The organism is Flavimaribacter sediminis, from assembly GCF_019492055.1.
In the GTDB taxonomy this organism is placed as follows: Bacteria; Pseudomonadota; Alphaproteobacteria; order Rhizobiales; family Rhizobiaceae; genus Flavimaribacter; species Flavimaribacter sediminis.
The window spans coordinates 523,671-540,235 of record NZ_JAICBX010000001.1 but is presented as its reverse complement, the minus strand read 5'-3'; the positions used below and the strand labels follow the sequence as shown (position 1 = coordinate 540,235).

Annotated in this window: 14 protein-coding genes; 8 read left to right on the top strand and 6 right to left on the bottom strand. The window is 60.7% G+C overall.

The features are described from left to right. Positions 1–38: 38 nt before the first annotated feature. Together K1W69_RS02570 and K1W69_RS02565 are read right to left on the bottom strand one after the other, a co-directional pair. Positions 39–1,328, bottom strand: coding sequence for a TRAP transporter large permease (locus K1W69_RS02570; RefSeq protein ID WP_220226765.1), 1,290 nt, complete (start codon positions 1,326–1,328; stop codon positions 39–41). Further along, the gene (locus K1W69_RS02565) at positions 1,325–2,455 is read right to left on the bottom strand and encodes an NAD(P)/FAD-dependent oxidoreductase (protein WP_370688161.1); all 1,131 of its coding nucleotides are present in this window, start codon (positions 2,453–2,455) and stop codon (positions 1,325–1,327) included. Before K1W69_RS02565 ends, K1W69_RS02570 begins: the two co-directional genes overlap by 4 nt. 132 nt (positions 2,456–2,587) lie before the next feature. Here K1W69_RS02565 and K1W69_RS02560 point away from each other — a divergent pair, with 132 nt between their 5' ends. Continuing rightward, positions 2,588–3,223: a helix-turn-helix domain-containing protein gene (locus K1W69_RS02560; RefSeq protein ID WP_220226763.1), complete on the top strand. Its 636-nt coding sequence runs from the start codon at positions 2,588–2,590 to the stop codon at positions 3,221–3,223. 13 nt (positions 3,224–3,236) lie between these two features. Here K1W69_RS02560 and K1W69_RS02555 read toward each other — a convergent pair whose 3' ends face one another. Both K1W69_RS02555 and K1W69_RS02550 read right to left on the bottom strand, forming a co-directional pair. Then, positions 3,237–3,656 (bottom strand): SRPBCC family protein, encoded by a 420-nt coding sequence (locus tag K1W69_RS02555; RefSeq protein WP_306308757.1) that lies wholly within the window; start codon positions 3,654–3,656, stop codon positions 3,237–3,239. A 57-nt stretch (positions 3,657–3,713) separates the two neighbouring features. Then, positions 3,714–6,014 (bottom strand): xanthine dehydrogenase family protein molybdopterin-binding subunit, encoded by a 2,301-nt coding sequence (locus tag K1W69_RS02550; protein ID WP_220226762.1) that lies wholly within the window; start codon positions 6,012–6,014, stop codon positions 3,714–3,716. Positions 6,015–6,283: 269 nt separating this feature from the next. Between K1W69_RS02550 and K1W69_RS02545 the strand changes: the two genes are divergently transcribed. After that, the gene (locus tag K1W69_RS02545) at positions 6,284–6,436 is read left to right on the top strand and encodes a hypothetical protein (RefSeq protein WP_220226761.1); all 153 of its coding nucleotides are present in this window, start codon (positions 6,284–6,286) and stop codon (positions 6,434–6,436) included. A 1-nt stretch (position 6,437) separates the two neighbouring features. Here the strand turns inward: K1W69_RS02545 and K1W69_RS02540 are convergent, their stop codons facing one another. After that, entirely contained in the window at positions 6,438–8,900 is a 2,463-nt protein-coding gene (locus K1W69_RS02540) for a GcvT family protein (RefSeq protein WP_220226760.1), read from the bottom strand. Between the two features lie 241 nt (positions 8,901–9,141). Between K1W69_RS02540 and pdxR the strand changes: the two genes are divergently transcribed. Both pdxR and xsc read left to right on the top strand, forming a co-directional pair. After that, complete coding sequence (gene pdxR, locus K1W69_RS02535) at positions 9,142–10,623, top strand: MocR-like pyridoxine biosynthesis transcription factor PdxR (protein WP_220226759.1); 1,482 nt, start codon at positions 9,142–9,144, stop codon at positions 10,621–10,623. Positions 10,624–10,748: 125 nt separating this feature from the next. Next, positions 10,749–12,524: a sulfoacetaldehyde acetyltransferase gene (xsc, locus tag K1W69_RS02530; protein WP_220226758.1), complete on the top strand. Its 1,776-nt coding sequence runs from the start codon at positions 10,749–10,751 to the stop codon at positions 12,522–12,524. 2 nt (positions 12,525–12,526) lie between these two features. On the opposite strand, the gene K1W69_RS02525 is transcribed toward xsc, so the two are convergent. Beyond that, the gene (locus K1W69_RS02525) at positions 12,527–13,435 is read right to left on the bottom strand and encodes a DUF4396 domain-containing protein (protein ID WP_220226757.1); all 909 of its coding nucleotides are present in this window, start codon (positions 13,433–13,435) and stop codon (positions 12,527–12,529) included. A 44-nt stretch (positions 13,436–13,479) separates the two neighbouring features. Between K1W69_RS02525 and K1W69_RS02520 the strand changes: the two genes are divergently transcribed. From K1W69_RS02520 to K1W69_RS02505, 4 genes are all read left to right on the top strand, one after another. After that, positions 13,480–13,818, top strand: a complete 339-nt coding sequence (locus K1W69_RS02520) for a hypothetical protein (RefSeq protein ID WP_220226756.1) — start codon at positions 13,480–13,482, stop codon at positions 13,816–13,818. Between the two features lies 1 nt (position 13,819). Continuing rightward, on the top strand, positions 13,820–14,806 hold the full coding sequence (locus tag K1W69_RS02515; protein ID WP_220226755.1) for a taurine ABC transporter substrate-binding protein: 987 nt from the start codon (positions 13,820–13,822) through the stop codon (positions 14,804–14,806). Between the two features lie 72 nt (positions 14,807–14,878). Beyond that, a complete protein-coding gene (locus tag K1W69_RS02510; RefSeq protein ID WP_220226754.1) occupies positions 14,879–15,679 on the top strand; it encodes a taurine ABC transporter ATP-binding protein in 801 nt (266 codons plus the stop codon). Positions 15,680–15,683: 4 nt separating this feature from the next. Beyond that, positions 15,684–16,550 (top strand): ABC transporter permease, encoded by an 867-nt coding sequence (locus tag K1W69_RS02505; RefSeq protein ID WP_220226753.1) that lies wholly within the window; start codon positions 15,684–15,686, stop codon positions 16,548–16,550. The last annotated feature ends 15 nt before the right edge of the window (positions 16,551–16,565 follow it).

The window sequence follows — 16,565 nt, the reverse complement described above, 5'->3', positions numbered from 1 at the left end:
CCATTCTCCTATGTTTTGACAGACCCGCCCTTCGGGCGTCAGCCTCCTCCCACTAAACCCATGGCGCGCGGCAGCGCCAGGCTGATCTCCGGCACGGCGACAAGCAGCGCCAGAACTCCAATTTCCACCACAACGAAAGGCAGCACCGCTCTCGCAAGGGCCCAGTAATTGACCTTGCTGACTGCCGACACGACAAGCAGACACCCGCCAAGCGGCGGCGACACCAGCCCGATACAAAGATTGAAGCAGATAACAATTCCCAGGTGAACCGGATCGACGCCCTGGGCGAGAGCAACTGGCGCCATGAGCGGCACGAGCAAAGCCAGCGCCACCGGGATATCGAGCACCATGCCGGCCAGAATGAAGACCGCGTTCATGGCGATCATGTATTCCAGCGGACCAAGGCCGAGATCGGCGACCATCGCCGAAATGGCTTCCGGAACCCGCTCCAGCGCGGCCAGATGACCAAGCGCGGCGACTGCCGTCAGAATCATGAAGATCGATCCGGTGAGCGTAGCTGTCCGCTTCAGGCTTTCAATGATCCCTTCCACCGTCAGGCCCGTGTAGAATTGTCCAGCGGCAAGAGCCGCGACCACCGCCACGGCGGCGGCTTCTGTCGGCGTCATCCAGCCGAGAACGATACCGCCGACGATGATGAGGGGCAGGCAGATCGCCGGAAGCGACACCAGGAACGTACGCAGAAGCGCCGGCGTCTCGCCCTTGGCCGCCCGAGGGTGATCCTGCTTCCAGGCGAACCAGGCGTTCAAGGCAAACAGCGCCGCGGCAAGCACAAGGCCGGGCACGATGCCTGCGATGAACAGCGCCGAGACCGATGTTTCCATCAACGCGCCATAGAAAATCAGAATAATCGATGGCGGAACAATTGGACCGATAATCGCCGAAGCCGCGGTGATCGCGCCGGCATAGGTCTTCGTGTAGCCCCGCTCTTCCATGGCGGGCACCAGAGTGTTCGAAAGGGCGGCTGCGTCGGCGACGGCCGATCCTGAAATGCCGGCGAAAAACACGCTCGTCAGAATGTTGACGTGCCCCAGCCCGCCGCGCAACCGTCCAACAAGGGCCATGGAAAGGTCGATGAGCGCCCGCGTCACGCCCGCCCGATTCATGATCTCCCCCGCCAGGATGAAGAGCGGCATCGCCATCAGCGCGAAGACATCGATTTTGGAAAAGATCTGCTGCGGCAGGATCGCAAGATAGCGGCTGTTTTCGGTGGCGAAAAACGCCAAAACGCTCGCTGCGCCTATGACATAGGCGAGCGCAAGGCCGGACAGAAGCATGACGACAGCGACGACCGGCGCGACCCAAATCATGCCGCACGCTCCAGTCGCCCGGGCGAGAGCGTGTGAGGCGACATGCCATGCGATGTCAGACCTTCCGGAATATCTTCGCCCATGACCAGCGCGGCGGCGAACCGCGACAGACCCGGCGCCGACTGAATGCCGTAGCCGCCCTGCCCGGCAAGCCAGAAGAAACCCCTGCCATCCGGCTCGAACCCGCAAACCGGCTCGCCGTCCGCAACGAAACTGCGCAGTCCGGCCCAACTGTTGTGGATCCGCCGGACCTCGATATCGAACGCATGCTGGATCCGATCGACGCAAATCGCGATATCGAGTTCTTCGGGCTGCACGTCGCAGGGCTCGATCGGCGTCGCATCGGCCGGCGAGATCAGGAACCGACCTGCGTCGGGCTTGAGATAAAACTCTTCGTCGATATCGACCACCATCGGCCATTCATGGGCGTCCGTTCCCGCCGGCGCGTCGACGACCATTGCCGTGCGCCGTTTCGGGATGATGCCAATCGGCTCGACGCCGGCAAGCGACGCCACCTCATCCACCCAGGCGCCTGCCGCATTCACCACGATATCGGCGAAAAACGTTCCAGCTTCGGTTTCGAGCGTCCATTGTCCGTTGTGGCTGAGGCCTTTCAGACCGGCATTGCAGACGAGGTCGCCGCCCCGGCTTCTAAAGCCTCGAAGATAGCCCTGATGCAAGGCGTTGACGTCAATGTCGCGCGCTTCGGACTCCATCATCGCAGCGGCGACGTAGTCTTCACGCAACAAGGGCCAGAGCGCCAGCGCCTCGGCGCGATCGACGGGCCTCACACTGCCGCTTGGGGACTGGTTGCGGCAGGCCTCGTCGAGCCTTGCCTGTTGATCCTGCCGCGCGACAAAGAGCACGCCACGGGGCGTCAACAAATCGGTATCGGTGAAACCCTCAGGCGGATTTTCGTAGAAGGAACGGGAAAAACGGGTCAGCGCCTGGATGGATGGCGGTCCGTAGGTTTCCGAAAACAACGCGGCCGAGCGACCGGTCGTATGGTAGCCCGGCTGGCTTTCGCGCTCCAGAACCAATACGCGCGTCGTTTTCGCCAATTCATAGGCGATCGAGGCCCCGGCGATACCGGCGCCGATCACCGCTATGTCAAATCTCGCATCCACTCGCGAACCCACGCCACGCTTCCCCAGATTGTTTCCGATCCTAGCTCGATTTTCCTATATGGCAAGCAAATTTTCCAATGCGAAAATCTGGACCTTTCGATTGCGCCGCGCTAGAGAAGATCCATCCGGCGCATGGAGGCAATCATAGAGGCCGACACCAAACAACGCCGCGCCCAAATGGGCGAAAGGCTCAGACAGATACGACACGGCCAGGGCATGACGCTTGCCGATGTCGCCCGACAGTCCGGATTGGCGATATCGACCGTATCAAAGGTTGAGCGCGGTGTCATGGCGCTGACCTATGACCGGTTCAGCCAGCTTGCAGATGGTCTCGGCGTCGACATTGCCGAACTCTTCACCGATGAAGGAGAGCGTTTTGCGCCGGGCGGATTGTCCGTCGCCCGCAAGGGAGATTACCGCCTCCACGAGACTGGCAATTATCGCTATGAAATGCTGTTTCCGGAAGTGTGGCGCAAGGCGATGACGCCGATCTTGGGCAGCGTCAAGCCGCACGAGAAAACCCGCATCGACCGCTTCGTCACCCATCCGGGCCAGGAGTTCCTGCTGGTTCTCGACGGTCGCGTCACTGTCCATCTGGAAGGCATTGATCCGATCACCCTGGAAGAGGGAGACAGCATCTATTTCGACAGCAATCGCGGCCATCTTTATGCATCAGCCCTCGACCGCGAGTCCCGCATTCTCGTCGTCTGCACCGAACTGGCGGAAGATAACCCGCAAGCGCTTCCCGGAGACTTGAAGGGCAACTGAGGCGAACGCGCGCCTAGGTCTCGACATGCCGCCGGAAATTGTCGAGGATCGACTGCCATCCGTCGCGTTGCATTTCCAGCGGGTTCTGTGTCTCGGCGTCGAATACGGTCCTGACGACCGTGGCGTCATCCAGCTGTTCGAAAGTCGTGCGCACCTTGCGCCCGTCCGGCATTTCAAAAGCGAGCGACTTGCCGGGCTCGACCTCCTGATAAACCGCCTCGAAATCAAAGCCGAAGCTCCCGTCCTTCGCTTCCATGCGCGCCTTGTAATTGCCGCCGACCCGCACATCGGCTTCAGCGCTTGGACAACACCAGTCATCGGACGCGAAGTTCCAGCGCGTGATGTCAGCGGGAGTGATGTAAGCCCGCCAGACGCGTTCAACGGGCGCGGCGACCGTTGTTTCGATTGTGATCTGCTGCTTGCTCATAGTCATTCACTCCTCCCAACAGTCTTATGCGCTAAGGCGTATCCGCCCGGTTCGTTGAAATGATTATGCCGTGTTGATCGCGGACCAGACCTGCGCGGGCGTCGCAGGCAGGGCGATATCATCGACGCCGAGGTGATGCAGGGCGTCAAGAATGGCCGAAATGAGCACTGGCGTGGCGCCCACCGTTCCGGATTCGCCAGCGCCCTTGGCGCCCAGGGGATTGGTTTCGGTGGCGGTGTTCAGCGCCTCGAAATGGATAGGCGGCATGTCCGAAGCGCGCGGCATTGCGTAATCCATAAAGCTTCCCGTCACCACCTGTCCGCTTTCATCATAGACGAAGTTCTCCATCAGGGCCTGACCGAGGCCCTGCGCGATGCCGCCGACAAGCTGACCTTCGAGCAGCATCGGATTGATGACCGTGCCGACATCGTCCACCGTTACGATCCCGGCAATCGTGGTGACGCCTGTCTCCGGATCGATCTCCACTTCGGCGACCTGACAACCGTTCGGAAACGTGAAGCCCTCAAGTTTGAAATCGCCGCTGCCGGACAGTCCCAACCCCAGTTCGGGCGGCAGGATCGGCGCGAAGGACATCGCCGCCACCTTCTGGATCGTCATCGTGCGGTCGGTGCCGGCCACAGTCAATGCGCCGTCCTCGAATACGATGTCGGCCGCACTTGCCTCCATAAGATGACCGGCGATGGCCCGGGCCTTTTCGATCACCTGATCCGCGGCCATTTTCAGCGAACCGCCGCCATTGATCATCGATCTCGACGCCACAGTGCCGCGTCCGAAGCTGACGGCGTCCGTATCGCCCTGGACGATGCGGATGCTCTCGAATGGAACCCCCAGCCATTGCGACACCATCTGGGAATAGACGGTTTCGTGTCCCTGGCCATGGCTGAACGTTCCCGCAAGCACCGTCACGCCGCCGCCGGAATCAAACCGGATCTCCATGCTTTCGTTCATGAGACCGGCGTTCTCCATGTGAAGGGCAATTCCGATGCCGCGAAATTTGCCGTTATCCGCGGATTGGGCCTTTCGGGCTTCGAACCCGCTCCAGTCGGCTGCTTCCATCGCCCTGTCCAGAACGGCAGGGTAGTCGCCGCTGTCGATCGTATAGACGAGCGGCGTCTGGTAAGGCATGTCTTCGCTCGTCAACATGTTGAGCCGGCGCAGTTCGATCCTGTCGCGCCCGGTTTCGCGGGCCGCCTTGTCAAGCAACCGTTCAATCAGAAACGATGCCTCCGGCCGGCCGGCCCCGCGGTAAGGTTGCGTCGGCGACGTATTGGTGTAGACGGCCCTGGAAAAGGCGTGAGCCACCGGCACGCGATAGCACCCGGTCGCGAGCGTCGCGGCGAAGAGCGGCGAGACGCCTCCTCCCGGCGAGAGAAAGGCGCCGGCATTGTAGTCGCAGGATACTTTCAACGCTTTGATGCGCCCTGAAGCGTCGAGAGCAAGAGAGGCTTCCACACTCTGGTCGCGTCCGTGAAAATCTGAAACAAGCGCCTCTGACCGGTCAGGATGCCATTTGACCGTGGCCTTGAGTTTTTTGGCCGCCCAGGCCACGGCGATATCTTCCGGATAAACGCCGCCTTTCATGCCGAAGCCGCCGCCAACGTCCCGGGCGACAACGTGGACGTCGTTCTGGGTCAGACCGATCGCGGACGCTATGTCGTTGCGAATCGAGTGCGGCGCCTGGGTTGACGTGTAGACGGTCACCCTGCCGTCGCGCTGATCGTAAGACGCCATCGTGCCGCGCATCTCTAGAGAATTCGCCGACAGGCGATTGTTGTGCAGTTCCAGCGTCGTGACATGTGAGGCCGCGCTCACCGCCCTCCCGGTCGCATCAGCGTCGCCGAGAGAAATTTCGAAGGCCACATTGCCCGGAGCGTCTGGCCACAGCTCCGGTGCATCGCCGGCGGTCGCATTTTTCGTCGAGACGACGGCAGGCAGTTCCTCATAATCGAGCTCGACGAGTTCGGCGGCGTCCCTGGCGGCCATCTTGCTGTCCGCGATGACAACAGCGACCGGCATGCCGACATAGAGAAGCTTGCCGGTGCTCAGGACAGGAAATTCGCGGGTCGCGACTTCCTTGTGCAGCCCCGGAATGAGCGTATGGCAGGAAATGCCGCCAACGTTGTCGGATTGGCAATCCGCGCCGGTCAGAACAGCGACGACCCCATCCGCGCCGGACGCCGCATCCGTTTCCACCGCGTTCAACACGCCATGCGCCACCGGCGACCTGACGACAAAGGCGTGCAGCGCCCTTTGATCGATGATGTCCTCGACATAGGCGCCGCTGCCCGTCAGGAAGCGCGCGTCTTCCTTGCGCGTTACGGATTGTCCGATTCCGAATTTCATTTTTTCTCGCATTCACTGTCTTGTTTGACGAGCAGCGACGCCCTTTCGATCAGGACGCCGCATCATCACTTTGATGGTTTTAGCGCATGAAATTGATATGGAAACATCTTGCCACCTGCATTGTGCAAAACGCGTGTGGTTTGTTGTCAGCAGATCCGTTGAAGGAAGTCCGCCAGGCTGACTGAAGACATGAACAGGTTTTAACGTGACGGACAGGCTTCGTTCATCTGGCCACCCCATCTGAATTTCAGAAAGAGGAGACCAGGACAATGACCTATGGAAACGAAATGACCCCGCCGGGTTTCGACAACCTGAACCAGTTGATCGCTCCGCGGAGATCCACCGAAAGCCAATGGAGTAAGTGGATGCGAACCTTCTTCCACGCCCAGCGAGTCGTCAACGAGCGCCACCAGAGACATTAGTCTAAAATTTGGTTCGCTCAGAACGCGGATCGTAAAGCGGCTGATAGCTTGGCTTTGCGACAAAGGATCTTCCCGCTACCTCGATCCGGTAGTCTGAAGCGAGCATGTTTTCGAGGCTTTCGCTGTCGCGCGCCGGCACATAACCAAGGCCAATGGCCGCGCCGAGCGTGTGGCCGTAGCCGGCCGAGGAGAGATAGCCGACAGCCTCGCCGTCGCGAAAGATCGGCTCGGCGTGGTAAAGCAGCGGCTCCGGGTCGTCGAGCAGGAACTGCAGAAGTCGTCGAGAGGCGCCGACTTCGCGTTTCGCAAGAACGGCCTCCCGGCCGATGAACGGTCCGAAACCGCCATCGGCCTTCCCGGTCTTGACCGCAAAACCCAGGCCCGCGTCGATGACGTGATCCTCGTCCGTGATGTCATGACCGATATGGCGATAGGCCTTTTCGAGCCGACAGGTTTCCAGGGCATGCATGCCGGCGAGCCGCAGCCCCTCGTCCTTGCCGGCCTCCATCACCGCGTCGAAGACATGGCGCGCCATGTCGGTCGGCACATAGAGCTCCCATCCCAGTTCGCCGACATAGGTGATGCGGTGGGCGCGGCCGTGCGCCATGCCCAGTTCGATCTTTTGCGCCGAGCCAAAGGGAAAGGCCTCGCTGGCAAGATCAGCGGACGTGATCTTGCCAAGGATCCGGCGCGCACTCGGGCCCATGAGCCCGAGGACAGCCTCGCTAGCGGTGACGTTGACGGCGATGCAGCGCGCGTCCCGCGGAATGTGGCGCGTCAGCCAGGCGAAATCCCGGGTGACGGTGGCGGCTCCGGTAACGACGAGAAACCTGTCTTGCGCCATGCGCGTCACCGTCAGGTCGGCCTCGATCCCGCCGTGCTCATTGAGCCATTGCGTATAGACGATCCGGCCAGGTGCGACGTCGACATCGTTTGCACAGATGCGCTGCAGGACATCGACGCTGTCCGGTCCCTCGACGTGAAACTTGCCGAAAGCCGACAGGTCAAACAATCCGGCGGTTTCCCTGACGGCGCGATGTTCCCGCGCAACGAAATCGAACCAGGGCTGCCGCTTCCAGCCGAAACTGTATTCTACGCCTTCCCCGGCGGAGCCATCGTCAAAGAAATGCGGCCGTTCCCAGCCGGCCGTTTCTCCGAACCGGGCGCCATTTTGCGCCATCCGTTCGTGGAAAGGCGTGTGGCGAAGGTTCCGCGAGGTCTGGTACTGCCGATGTGGATAGTGATCGGCATAAAGCAGCCCAAGGGTCTCGCTCACCCGCTCCTTCAGATATACGCTGTTGTCCTGGACTGGCTCCATTCGGCGGATATCCACATCAGACAGATCGAACGGCGGCGCGCCTCCGACAATCCACTCCGCCAGCGCTTTTCCGGCCCCGCCGGCCGACTGGATGCCAACCGAATTGAAACCCGCAGCAACGTAGAAATTCTCGACCTCGGGAGACGGCCCGAGAAGATAGCGATCATCCGGCGTGAAACTCTCCGGTCCGTTGAAGAAGGTCTGTATCCCCGCCGTTTCCAGTTGCGGGAACCGGTTGATGGCCTTGGCCAGGATCGGTTCGAAATGGTCGAAATCCTCCGGCAGCTGGTCGAAGCAGAAATCCTCGGGGATTCCATCCATGCCCCAAGGCTTGGCCACAGGCTCGAAAGCGCCAAGCAGGATCTTTCCGGCGTCTTCCTTGTAGTAGGCGCATTCGTCCGGCACCCGCAGCACGGGCAGATTGCCCGGTAGATCGGCAATTGGCTCCGTGACGATGTAAAAATGCTCGCAGGCGTGCAGCGGAACATTGACGCCGGCCATCCGGCCGACTTGCCGGCCCCACATTCCTGCGCAATTCACGATGATGTCTGCGTCGACTTCGCCGCGGTTCGTGCGTACGCCCGTGGCCCGGCCGTCGCGAACGAAGATCTCCTCCACCTTCGTCAGTTCATGAATCTCCACGCCCTTCTGGCGCGCGCCCTTGGCAAGGGCCATGGCGATGTTGGCCGGGTCGGCCTGCCCGTCGAGCGGAATGTGCAGACCGCCCACCACGCCGTTCGTGTTGAGCCACGGATACATTTCGCCGCATTGCGCAGCGCCGAGAACATCCACCTCGACGCCGTGCACCTTCGCCATGGAGGCGTTGCGCAGCAGTTCCTCCATTCTGTCGGCGCTGAGCGCCACAGCAATCGAGCCATTGCGCTTGAACCCCGTCGCAATGCCGGTTTCCGCCTCCAGCGAACCGTAGAGCTCCTGGCTGTATTTCGCGAGCCGCGTCATATTCAGCGTGGCGCGCAACTGAGCGATCAGACCGGCCGCGTGCCAGGTTGTTCCGCTGGTTAAACGCTGGCGTTCGAGGAGCACAACGTCCCGCCATCCCAGATGGGCGAGGTGATAGGCGACGGAGCATCCGACGACCCCTCCCCCGATGATGACAACACGGCAATGTCGCGGCAGTTCGGTCAAAAGCGCTACTCCTGCAGGTATCGCTATTGATACCAGATTGATACCAGATGACGATACAGACCGCCAAGTGGTCCGGCGCGATTTCCAGGCGCCAAATTACGCCGAAAAGTTAATAATTCCAGCGCTGATTGACATTTCAGTAATCTAACCCCAGTCTTTCTCCGCCAATCATGGGAGGAATATTGGCCACACTATAGGGCCAGTTCCGCCGTTTTACACAACCAACCGGAACGACGACGCCATGCGCAATTCCCTGTTCCATGTCGAACGCATGGAAATGACGACGCTGCAGACCCAGATCCGGGAGATGCTGGTCTCGGCCATGCTGTCCGGACAGCTTCCGGTCGGCGCGCCAATACCCTCTACGCGCTCGATGGCGAAACGGCTCCACGTCTCGCGCAACACCGTGATGCTGGCCTATCAGGCGCTGGCGTCCGACGGATACCTTGTGGCGCGGGAGCGCTCCGGTTTCTACGTATCGCCGGACATCCATGACGGCGCCATTTCGGGTCTCAAACCAGCCGCCAATCCATCGAAAAAGACGCCGACGACCGACTGGGCTGCGCGGTTTCGGGTTCATCCGAGCGACCAGACGAACATCGTCAAACCGTCCAACTGGCATGACTACCCCTACCCGTTCATCTACGGACAGGCTGACGCCGCGCTGTTTCCGATCGCCGCCTGGCGCGACTGCATGCGGCAGTCGATGGGGCGCAAATGGCTGGACGCCTGGACCAACGACCATTTCGCCGAAGACGACAGAATGCTGATAGAGCAGATTCGTCAGCGCATCCTGACCCGGCGCGGCATCTTTGCCGAGCCGGATGAAATCCTGTTGACCCTCGGCGCACAGAACGCGCTTTATATTCTCTCCAGCCTGCTGGTGAAGCAGGGCACAAAAGTGGCGATCGAAAATCCCGGCTATCCGGATATCCGCAACATCTTCAGCTTGCGAACGGACACGATCAGCCCGGTTCCCGTCGACAGCGAAGGCATCGTGGTGGGCGAGGAACTGGCCGGATCGGAACTGGTCTTCGTCACTCCGAGCCATCAATATCCAACCAATGTGACGATGTCGCTGGAGCGCCGCAAGCAGCTTCTCGCCTGGGCCGAAGAGGCGGACAGCCTGATCATCGAAGACGATTATGAATCGGAAACCAACTACGAAGGCGAGCCGACGCCGGCGCTGAAATCGCTCGATGGCGCGCATCGCGTTCTTTATGTCGGCAGCCTGTCGAAATCCCTGATGCCGGGTCTGCGGATGGGCTTCATGGTGGCGCCGGCGCCGCTCATTCGCGAAGCCCGCGCCCTGCGGCGTCTGATGCTGCGCCACCCGCCTGGCAACAATCAGGGCGTGGTCGCGCTGTTCCTTGCGCTCGGCCACCACGACACGTTGATCGGGCGGCTTCACCGCAGCTACCGTAACCGTTGGATGGCCATGGGAAAGGCGCTCGACGCATGGTTTCCAGGCTGGGCGGAAGCCCCCTGTTTTGGCGGCACGTCCTACTGGGTCAAAGGTCCTGAATGGCTTGACAGCACCGAACTTGCGGCCAGAGCCCTGGAAGACGGCGTCATCATAGAGCCGGGCGACATCTATTTCAGCGAACCGGACATGCACCGCAACTATTTCCGCCTCGGCTTTTCCTCTATTTCGGAAGAACGGATCGAACCGGGAATCGAACGCCTCGCCCATATCGTCAAGGCGATGCGGCAGGACCAGTAGAGGCAGTTCGTCGCCACTGGCGCAGATCATTGGATCGATCTGGTCCTAAGCATGAACCGGTCAAAACACCTATCAGTCAAACAGGCGGGAAACGTACGCCAGGGATCAAAGAGAGGAAACAAGCGATGAAGATGACAACCGAAGAGGCATTCGTGAAGGTGCTGCAGATGCACGGGATCGAACATTCGTTCGGTATCATCGGTTCCGCCATGATGCCCATATCCGATCTTTTTCCGCAGGCGGGCATCACCTTCTGGGACTGTGCGCACGAATGCAACGCCGGCATTATCTGCGACGGATATACGAGAGCGACCGGCAAGATGGCGATGGCAGTCGCCCAGAACGGTCCGGGCATCACCAATTTCGTCACACCGATAAAGACCGCCTACTGGAACCATACGCCCATGCTGCTGGTGACGCCGCAGGCGGCCAACAAGACCATCGGCCAGGGCGGTTTCCAGGAAGTCGAACAGATGGCGCTGTTCCGCGACATGGTCTGCTATCAGGAAGAGGTGCGCGATCCCTCGCGTATGGCGGAAGTGCTGAACCGCGTTATTCTGAAAGCCTGGCGCGGCTCCGCCCCGGCGCAGATCAACGTGCCGCGCGATTTCTGGACCCAGGTCATCGATATCGAACTGCCGCAGATCGTCATGCTGGAACGCCCGGCCGGCGGCGAAGACGCGATCGCCGAGGCAGCCGCACTCCTCTCCGACGCGGAGTTTCCGGTCATCCTTTCAGGCGCCGGCGTTGTCATCGGCGGCGCAATTGACGCATGCAAAGCGCTGGCGGAACGTCTCGACGCGCCGGTCGCCAGCGGCTACCAGCACAATGACAGCTTTCCGGGAAGTCATCCGCTTGCGTGCGGACCGCTCGGCTACAACGGATCGCGCGCGGCGATGGAGCTGATCTCCAAGGCCGACGTGGTGCTTGCGCTCGGCACCCGCCTCAACCCGTTCTCCACCCTGCCCGGTTACGGCATCGACTACTGGCCGAAAGACGCGAAAATCATCCAGGTCGACATCAACGCCGACCGCATAGGATTGACCAAGAAAGTGACCGTCGGCATTTGCGGCGACGCAAAGCAGGTTGCGCAAAGGATACTCGAGAAACTCACGCCCGTAGCCGGAGACAAGGCACGCGACGATCGAAAAGCCCTCATCCATCAGACAAAGTCCGCCTGGCTCCAGACGCTGAGCGGCATGGACCATGAAGAAGACGATCCGGGAACCGTATGGAACGAGGAAGCGCGCAATCGCGAGCCGGACCGCATGTCGCCGCGTATGGCATGGCGGGCGATCCAGGCGGGCCTTCCCCAAGATGCGATCATCTCCAGCGACATCGGCAACAATTGCGCGATCGGCAACGCCTATCCGACGTTCGAGGAAGGTCGCAAATACCTGGCGCCTGGCCTGTTCGGTCCCTGCGGATATGGCTTTCCGGCCATTCTCGGAGCGAAGATCGGCTGTCCTGACACGCCCGTCGTCGGCTTTGCAGGCGACGGCGCGTTCGGCATATCAATGAGCGAGATGACCTCCTGCGGCCGCGAAGAATGGCCGGCGATCACCATGGTGGTGTTCCGGAACTACCAGTGGGGCGCCGAGAAACGGAACACGACGCTGTGGTTCGACAACAACTTCGTCGGCACGGAGCTTGATCCGCATCTTTCCTATGCGAAGGTCGCGGAGGGCTGTGGCCTTAAAGGCGTAACGGCGCGCACCCAGGAGGAACTGACAACGGCCCTGGCGCAATCTTGCAAAGACCAGGCCGATGGCGTGACGACCTTCATAGAAGTGATCCTCAACCAGGAACTCGGCGAACCGTTCCGGCGAGACGCCATGAAGAAGCCGGTAGCGGTTGCAGGCATCAATCCCGCCGACATGCGTCCGCAAGCGGGCGCCTAACCTCAGAACCTGATCGGCGTGTAGATGTTCGTGGCGATCAGCGCCGCGAACAGGACAGCGAAGGAAAACACGACCCACGCTGTGGCGACAGGCGGGGACAGCGATCGCATCTGCATTCCTTCATGGCCGCCATGGCCGGAATGCGCCGCATGGTCCATGTGTTCGGAATGCCGGTTGTCCACGCCGTGATGGCGCCCCTGTTCATGCTGCATCGACGTCTCCGGTGAACCGTGCCCGAGTTGCGGCGCCGGCCCGTCGGCGCCCGGCAAAGTCATGCAGCCGTGTTTGAGATGGCTCGACACCAGCCAGTAATTGATCGGATAGGCGATAAAACCGCCGACGACGCTTGCCAGGCTCATGCGGAACCAGAAGGACGCCGCTCCGGGATGGCGCGACTCCGGCCAATAGACCGCCAGGATCACCATGACCGGGATCATGCCGGCCATCACGAAGTTCATCGACACAGTTTCGGCGAACACGGTTTTTCGGACCGCCAGCATGTAGTCGCCCTGGTACATTCCGAGCATCATCAGCGCCTGGAATATGAAAAGACCGAAGATGAACCCGGCGGCGTATTCCGCGACTGCGTCCCAGCCGTTGGCCAGTTCGAACAGCGAAAGGATGAGGGCCGCCGCCAGGATGCCCGTCGCATCGCCGGCCAGGCAATGCATCTCGCTGTTGACCGCCTGCTTCCAGACCGGTTTGGTGAATTGATCGTGCCCGCCTACAAAGGGCCGGCGGCAGGTTACCAGATAGAAGAACAGACCGAAGACGCCTGTATAGGCCGTCACCAAAATCCAGGCGGCGCGCTGCACCCAGCTTGTGACCCCATTGCTTACGGAGTCCCAGATGACGAACGCAAGACTGAGTCCCGTCATCAAAAACCATACGGTCATTGCGCCGTCGAGCATGATCGAAGTCCCCAAACTGTTCGCGCCGGAAAATATCTAACGGGATGGTTGAGACGCTGGCAATCACAAACTGCAACCGCGATATGGAGCGTTTTGGGCGCCAGTTGCCTGCGGTAAAAGGATTAGGCGACCCGACACGCCTGTATTCAAAGGACTATTTCAACAAGGTTTCGAGACTGGCGCCAAGCAGGAGTCAGGGCTGGCACTACCTTTGGCGTCATCTATTGCGGCCTAATGGTGCAGGCGCTGTTGAGTTGATGAATACTGGACGTCGAGCCGTTTTCGCGGAATATTGCAGTGCGATGACGGCGCTTGAACTTGCGCCTTCACAGTTTGAAGAAACCGGAAAACCGGTCGCCTCCATAACAATCAAAGGGGAATAAAATGTCCTTCAAGTCGAAACTCGCCGCGATCGCCGCCGGAGCGATGATATCGGCCTCCGCTTCCATTCCAGCCGCCCTGGCGATGGATGAAATCACTGTCGCCTACTTCCTGGAATGGCCGACGGCCAACCAGGTCGCCCAGATGAAGGGAACCTATGACGAGGAAATGGGCGTCAAGGTTAACTGGCGCGCCTTCGGAAACGGCAACGAGATGACCCAGGCGATGGTCTCCGGAGACGTCCAGATCGCTTACAGCCAGGGCTTCGTCCCATTCGTTGTCGGCGTCAGCACCGGCGCTCCGCTCAAGCTGGTCGGCATTGCCGTCACCTATGCCGAAAACGACAATTGCATCGTGCGCGACGACGCCGGCATCACCAAGGACAATGCAAAGGAGCTCGAAGGCAAGAAGGTCGCGACGCCGATCGGCAACGTCACGCATTACAAGTTGCTGAAGACCCTCGATCACCTCGGCGTCGACCCGAACAACGTCAATCTGGTGCAGATGAACCCGCCGGACGGCGCGGTCGCGCTGGCGCGCGGCGATGTCGTCATGGCCTGCGGCTTTGGCGGCGCGTTGACCCGCATGCGTGAATACGGCAAGCCGCTGATGACCGGCGCCGAGCAGGAAGCCGTCGGCATCAACACGTTTGACATCATCACAGTCACCGACGAGTTCGCCACGGAGCACCCCGATCTCGTCGAAAAATTCCTCGATGTAACCGAAAAGGCCAACGAAGCCTACAAGGCCAATCCGGACGAGGCGCTGCCGGTGATTGCCCAGGCGTCCGGCATGGACGCGCAGGCGACCAAGGACATGATCGCCAATTTCGGGTTCCCGACAGCCGCGGACCAGAAGAGCAAGAACTGGATGGGCGGCGGCGTTCAGGAAATGACCAAGGGCGTCGCCGACGTCATGGTTGCAGCCGGCGGCATGGACGAAGCGCTCGACAGCTACGAACAGTTCGTCGATCCGAACTACCTGCCCTAGCCAACGGGCGCCGCCACGGGGAGCCGTTTCACGGCTCCCTTTTCTCATTTCAGAACCGGTCAGGAGTAAGCGATGTCCGGTATTGCGATCGATGGCGTGTCCATGGTCTTTACGCTGTCCGGGGGTGGAGAAGTCCACGCCCTGCAGGACGTGAACCTGGATGTTCGCGAAGGCGAACTCGTTTCCGTGCTGGGTCCGTCGGGATGCGGCAAGACGACGTTGCTGAACATCATCGCCGGTTTCCTGGCGCCAACCGCCGGCGAAGTTCGGCTGAACGGCAATGTCGTGCGGGGACCAGGCTCCGAACGCGGCATGGTCTTCCAGCAAGGCGCGCTGTTTGAATGGCTTACGGTCGCCGACAATGTCGCCTTTGGCCCGAACATGGCCGGCAAACCACGGGCCGAGACACGCGACAAGGTGGAACACCTGCTGGCGACGGTCGGCCTCGCCGATTTTGGCAAGAAGCCTGTCTATCAACTGTCCGGCGGCATGCAGCAGCGCGTGGCGCTGGCCCGATGCCTCGCAAACGATCCGGACGTTATCCTGATGGACGAGCCGCTGGGCGCGCTTGACGCCCTGACGCGGGAGAAGATGCAGGGCCTCGTGCTGAAGCTATGGAAAGACACCGGGAAGACCATCATTCTGATCACTCATTCGGTCGAAGAGGCGCTTTTCCTCGGCGAAAAACTGATCGTGATGGCTCCGCGGCCCGGACGTATCGAGAAAATCTATGACCTGCCCTTCGCAGACGAGGGCATGACAAAGAGCCCGCGCGACATCAAGGCCGGTTCCGAATTCGTGGCCAGGCGCGAGGAAATCCTGTCCATGATCTGGGAAATGGAGGAGGAGATCATGGGACAGGCGACAGGATAGAGACATGTCAGAAAAGAAAGAACCTTCCGACATCGCCATATGGCTGGGCCTCGCCGACAACGCCTTCACACGACAGAAGACAGCGAAATTCGGCGACGCGAGCGCAATCAATTCCGGCCGCTTCTACAGCATTATCATCGTTTTCGGCCTTGGCGCCCTTTGGGTGCTGACCTCGATCGCCGGCGTCATCGAACCGTTCTACTGGCCGACCATCGGCGGAACATGGAACCGGATCTACCTGCTGGTCACCGAAGGGTTTCGCGGCGTCCCGTTGTGGGAGCATGTCGGCATCAGCGTCTTCCGGGTGCTGTCCGGCGTCTTCTTCGGCGCTCTTGTCGGAATACCGCTGGGCTTCGCCATGGGCCTTTCCTCGGTGGCGCGCGGCCTGTTCGATCCGGTCGTCGAATTCATGCGCCCCATCCCGCCGCTTGCGCTCATTCCGCTGATCATCCTCTGGTTCGGGATCGACGAGACGGCGAAGATCTTCCTGCTGTTCCTGGCGTCGCTGTTCATCATGACCATCGCGGCGCGCTCCGGCGTTTCCAGCGTGCGGATATCGAAAGTGCACGCCGCCTACTCGCTCGGCGCATCCAAGGCCCAAATTCTGCGCCACGTCATCCTGCCCAATGCGCTGCCCGAGATCTTTACGGGCCTGCGCACGTCCATGGGCGTGTGCTGGGGCACGGTCGTCGCCGCCGAACTCGTCGCCGCCGACCGCGGCGTGGGTTCGATGATCATGATCGCCAAGAACTTCCTGCAGACCGACACGGTCGTCATTGGCATCATCATCATTGGCATCATCGGTTACATCATCGAGATCCTGATGCGCTACCTTGAGCGCTGGCTGATCCCCTGGAAAGGCAAGGGCTGACCTGACGATAGCCGG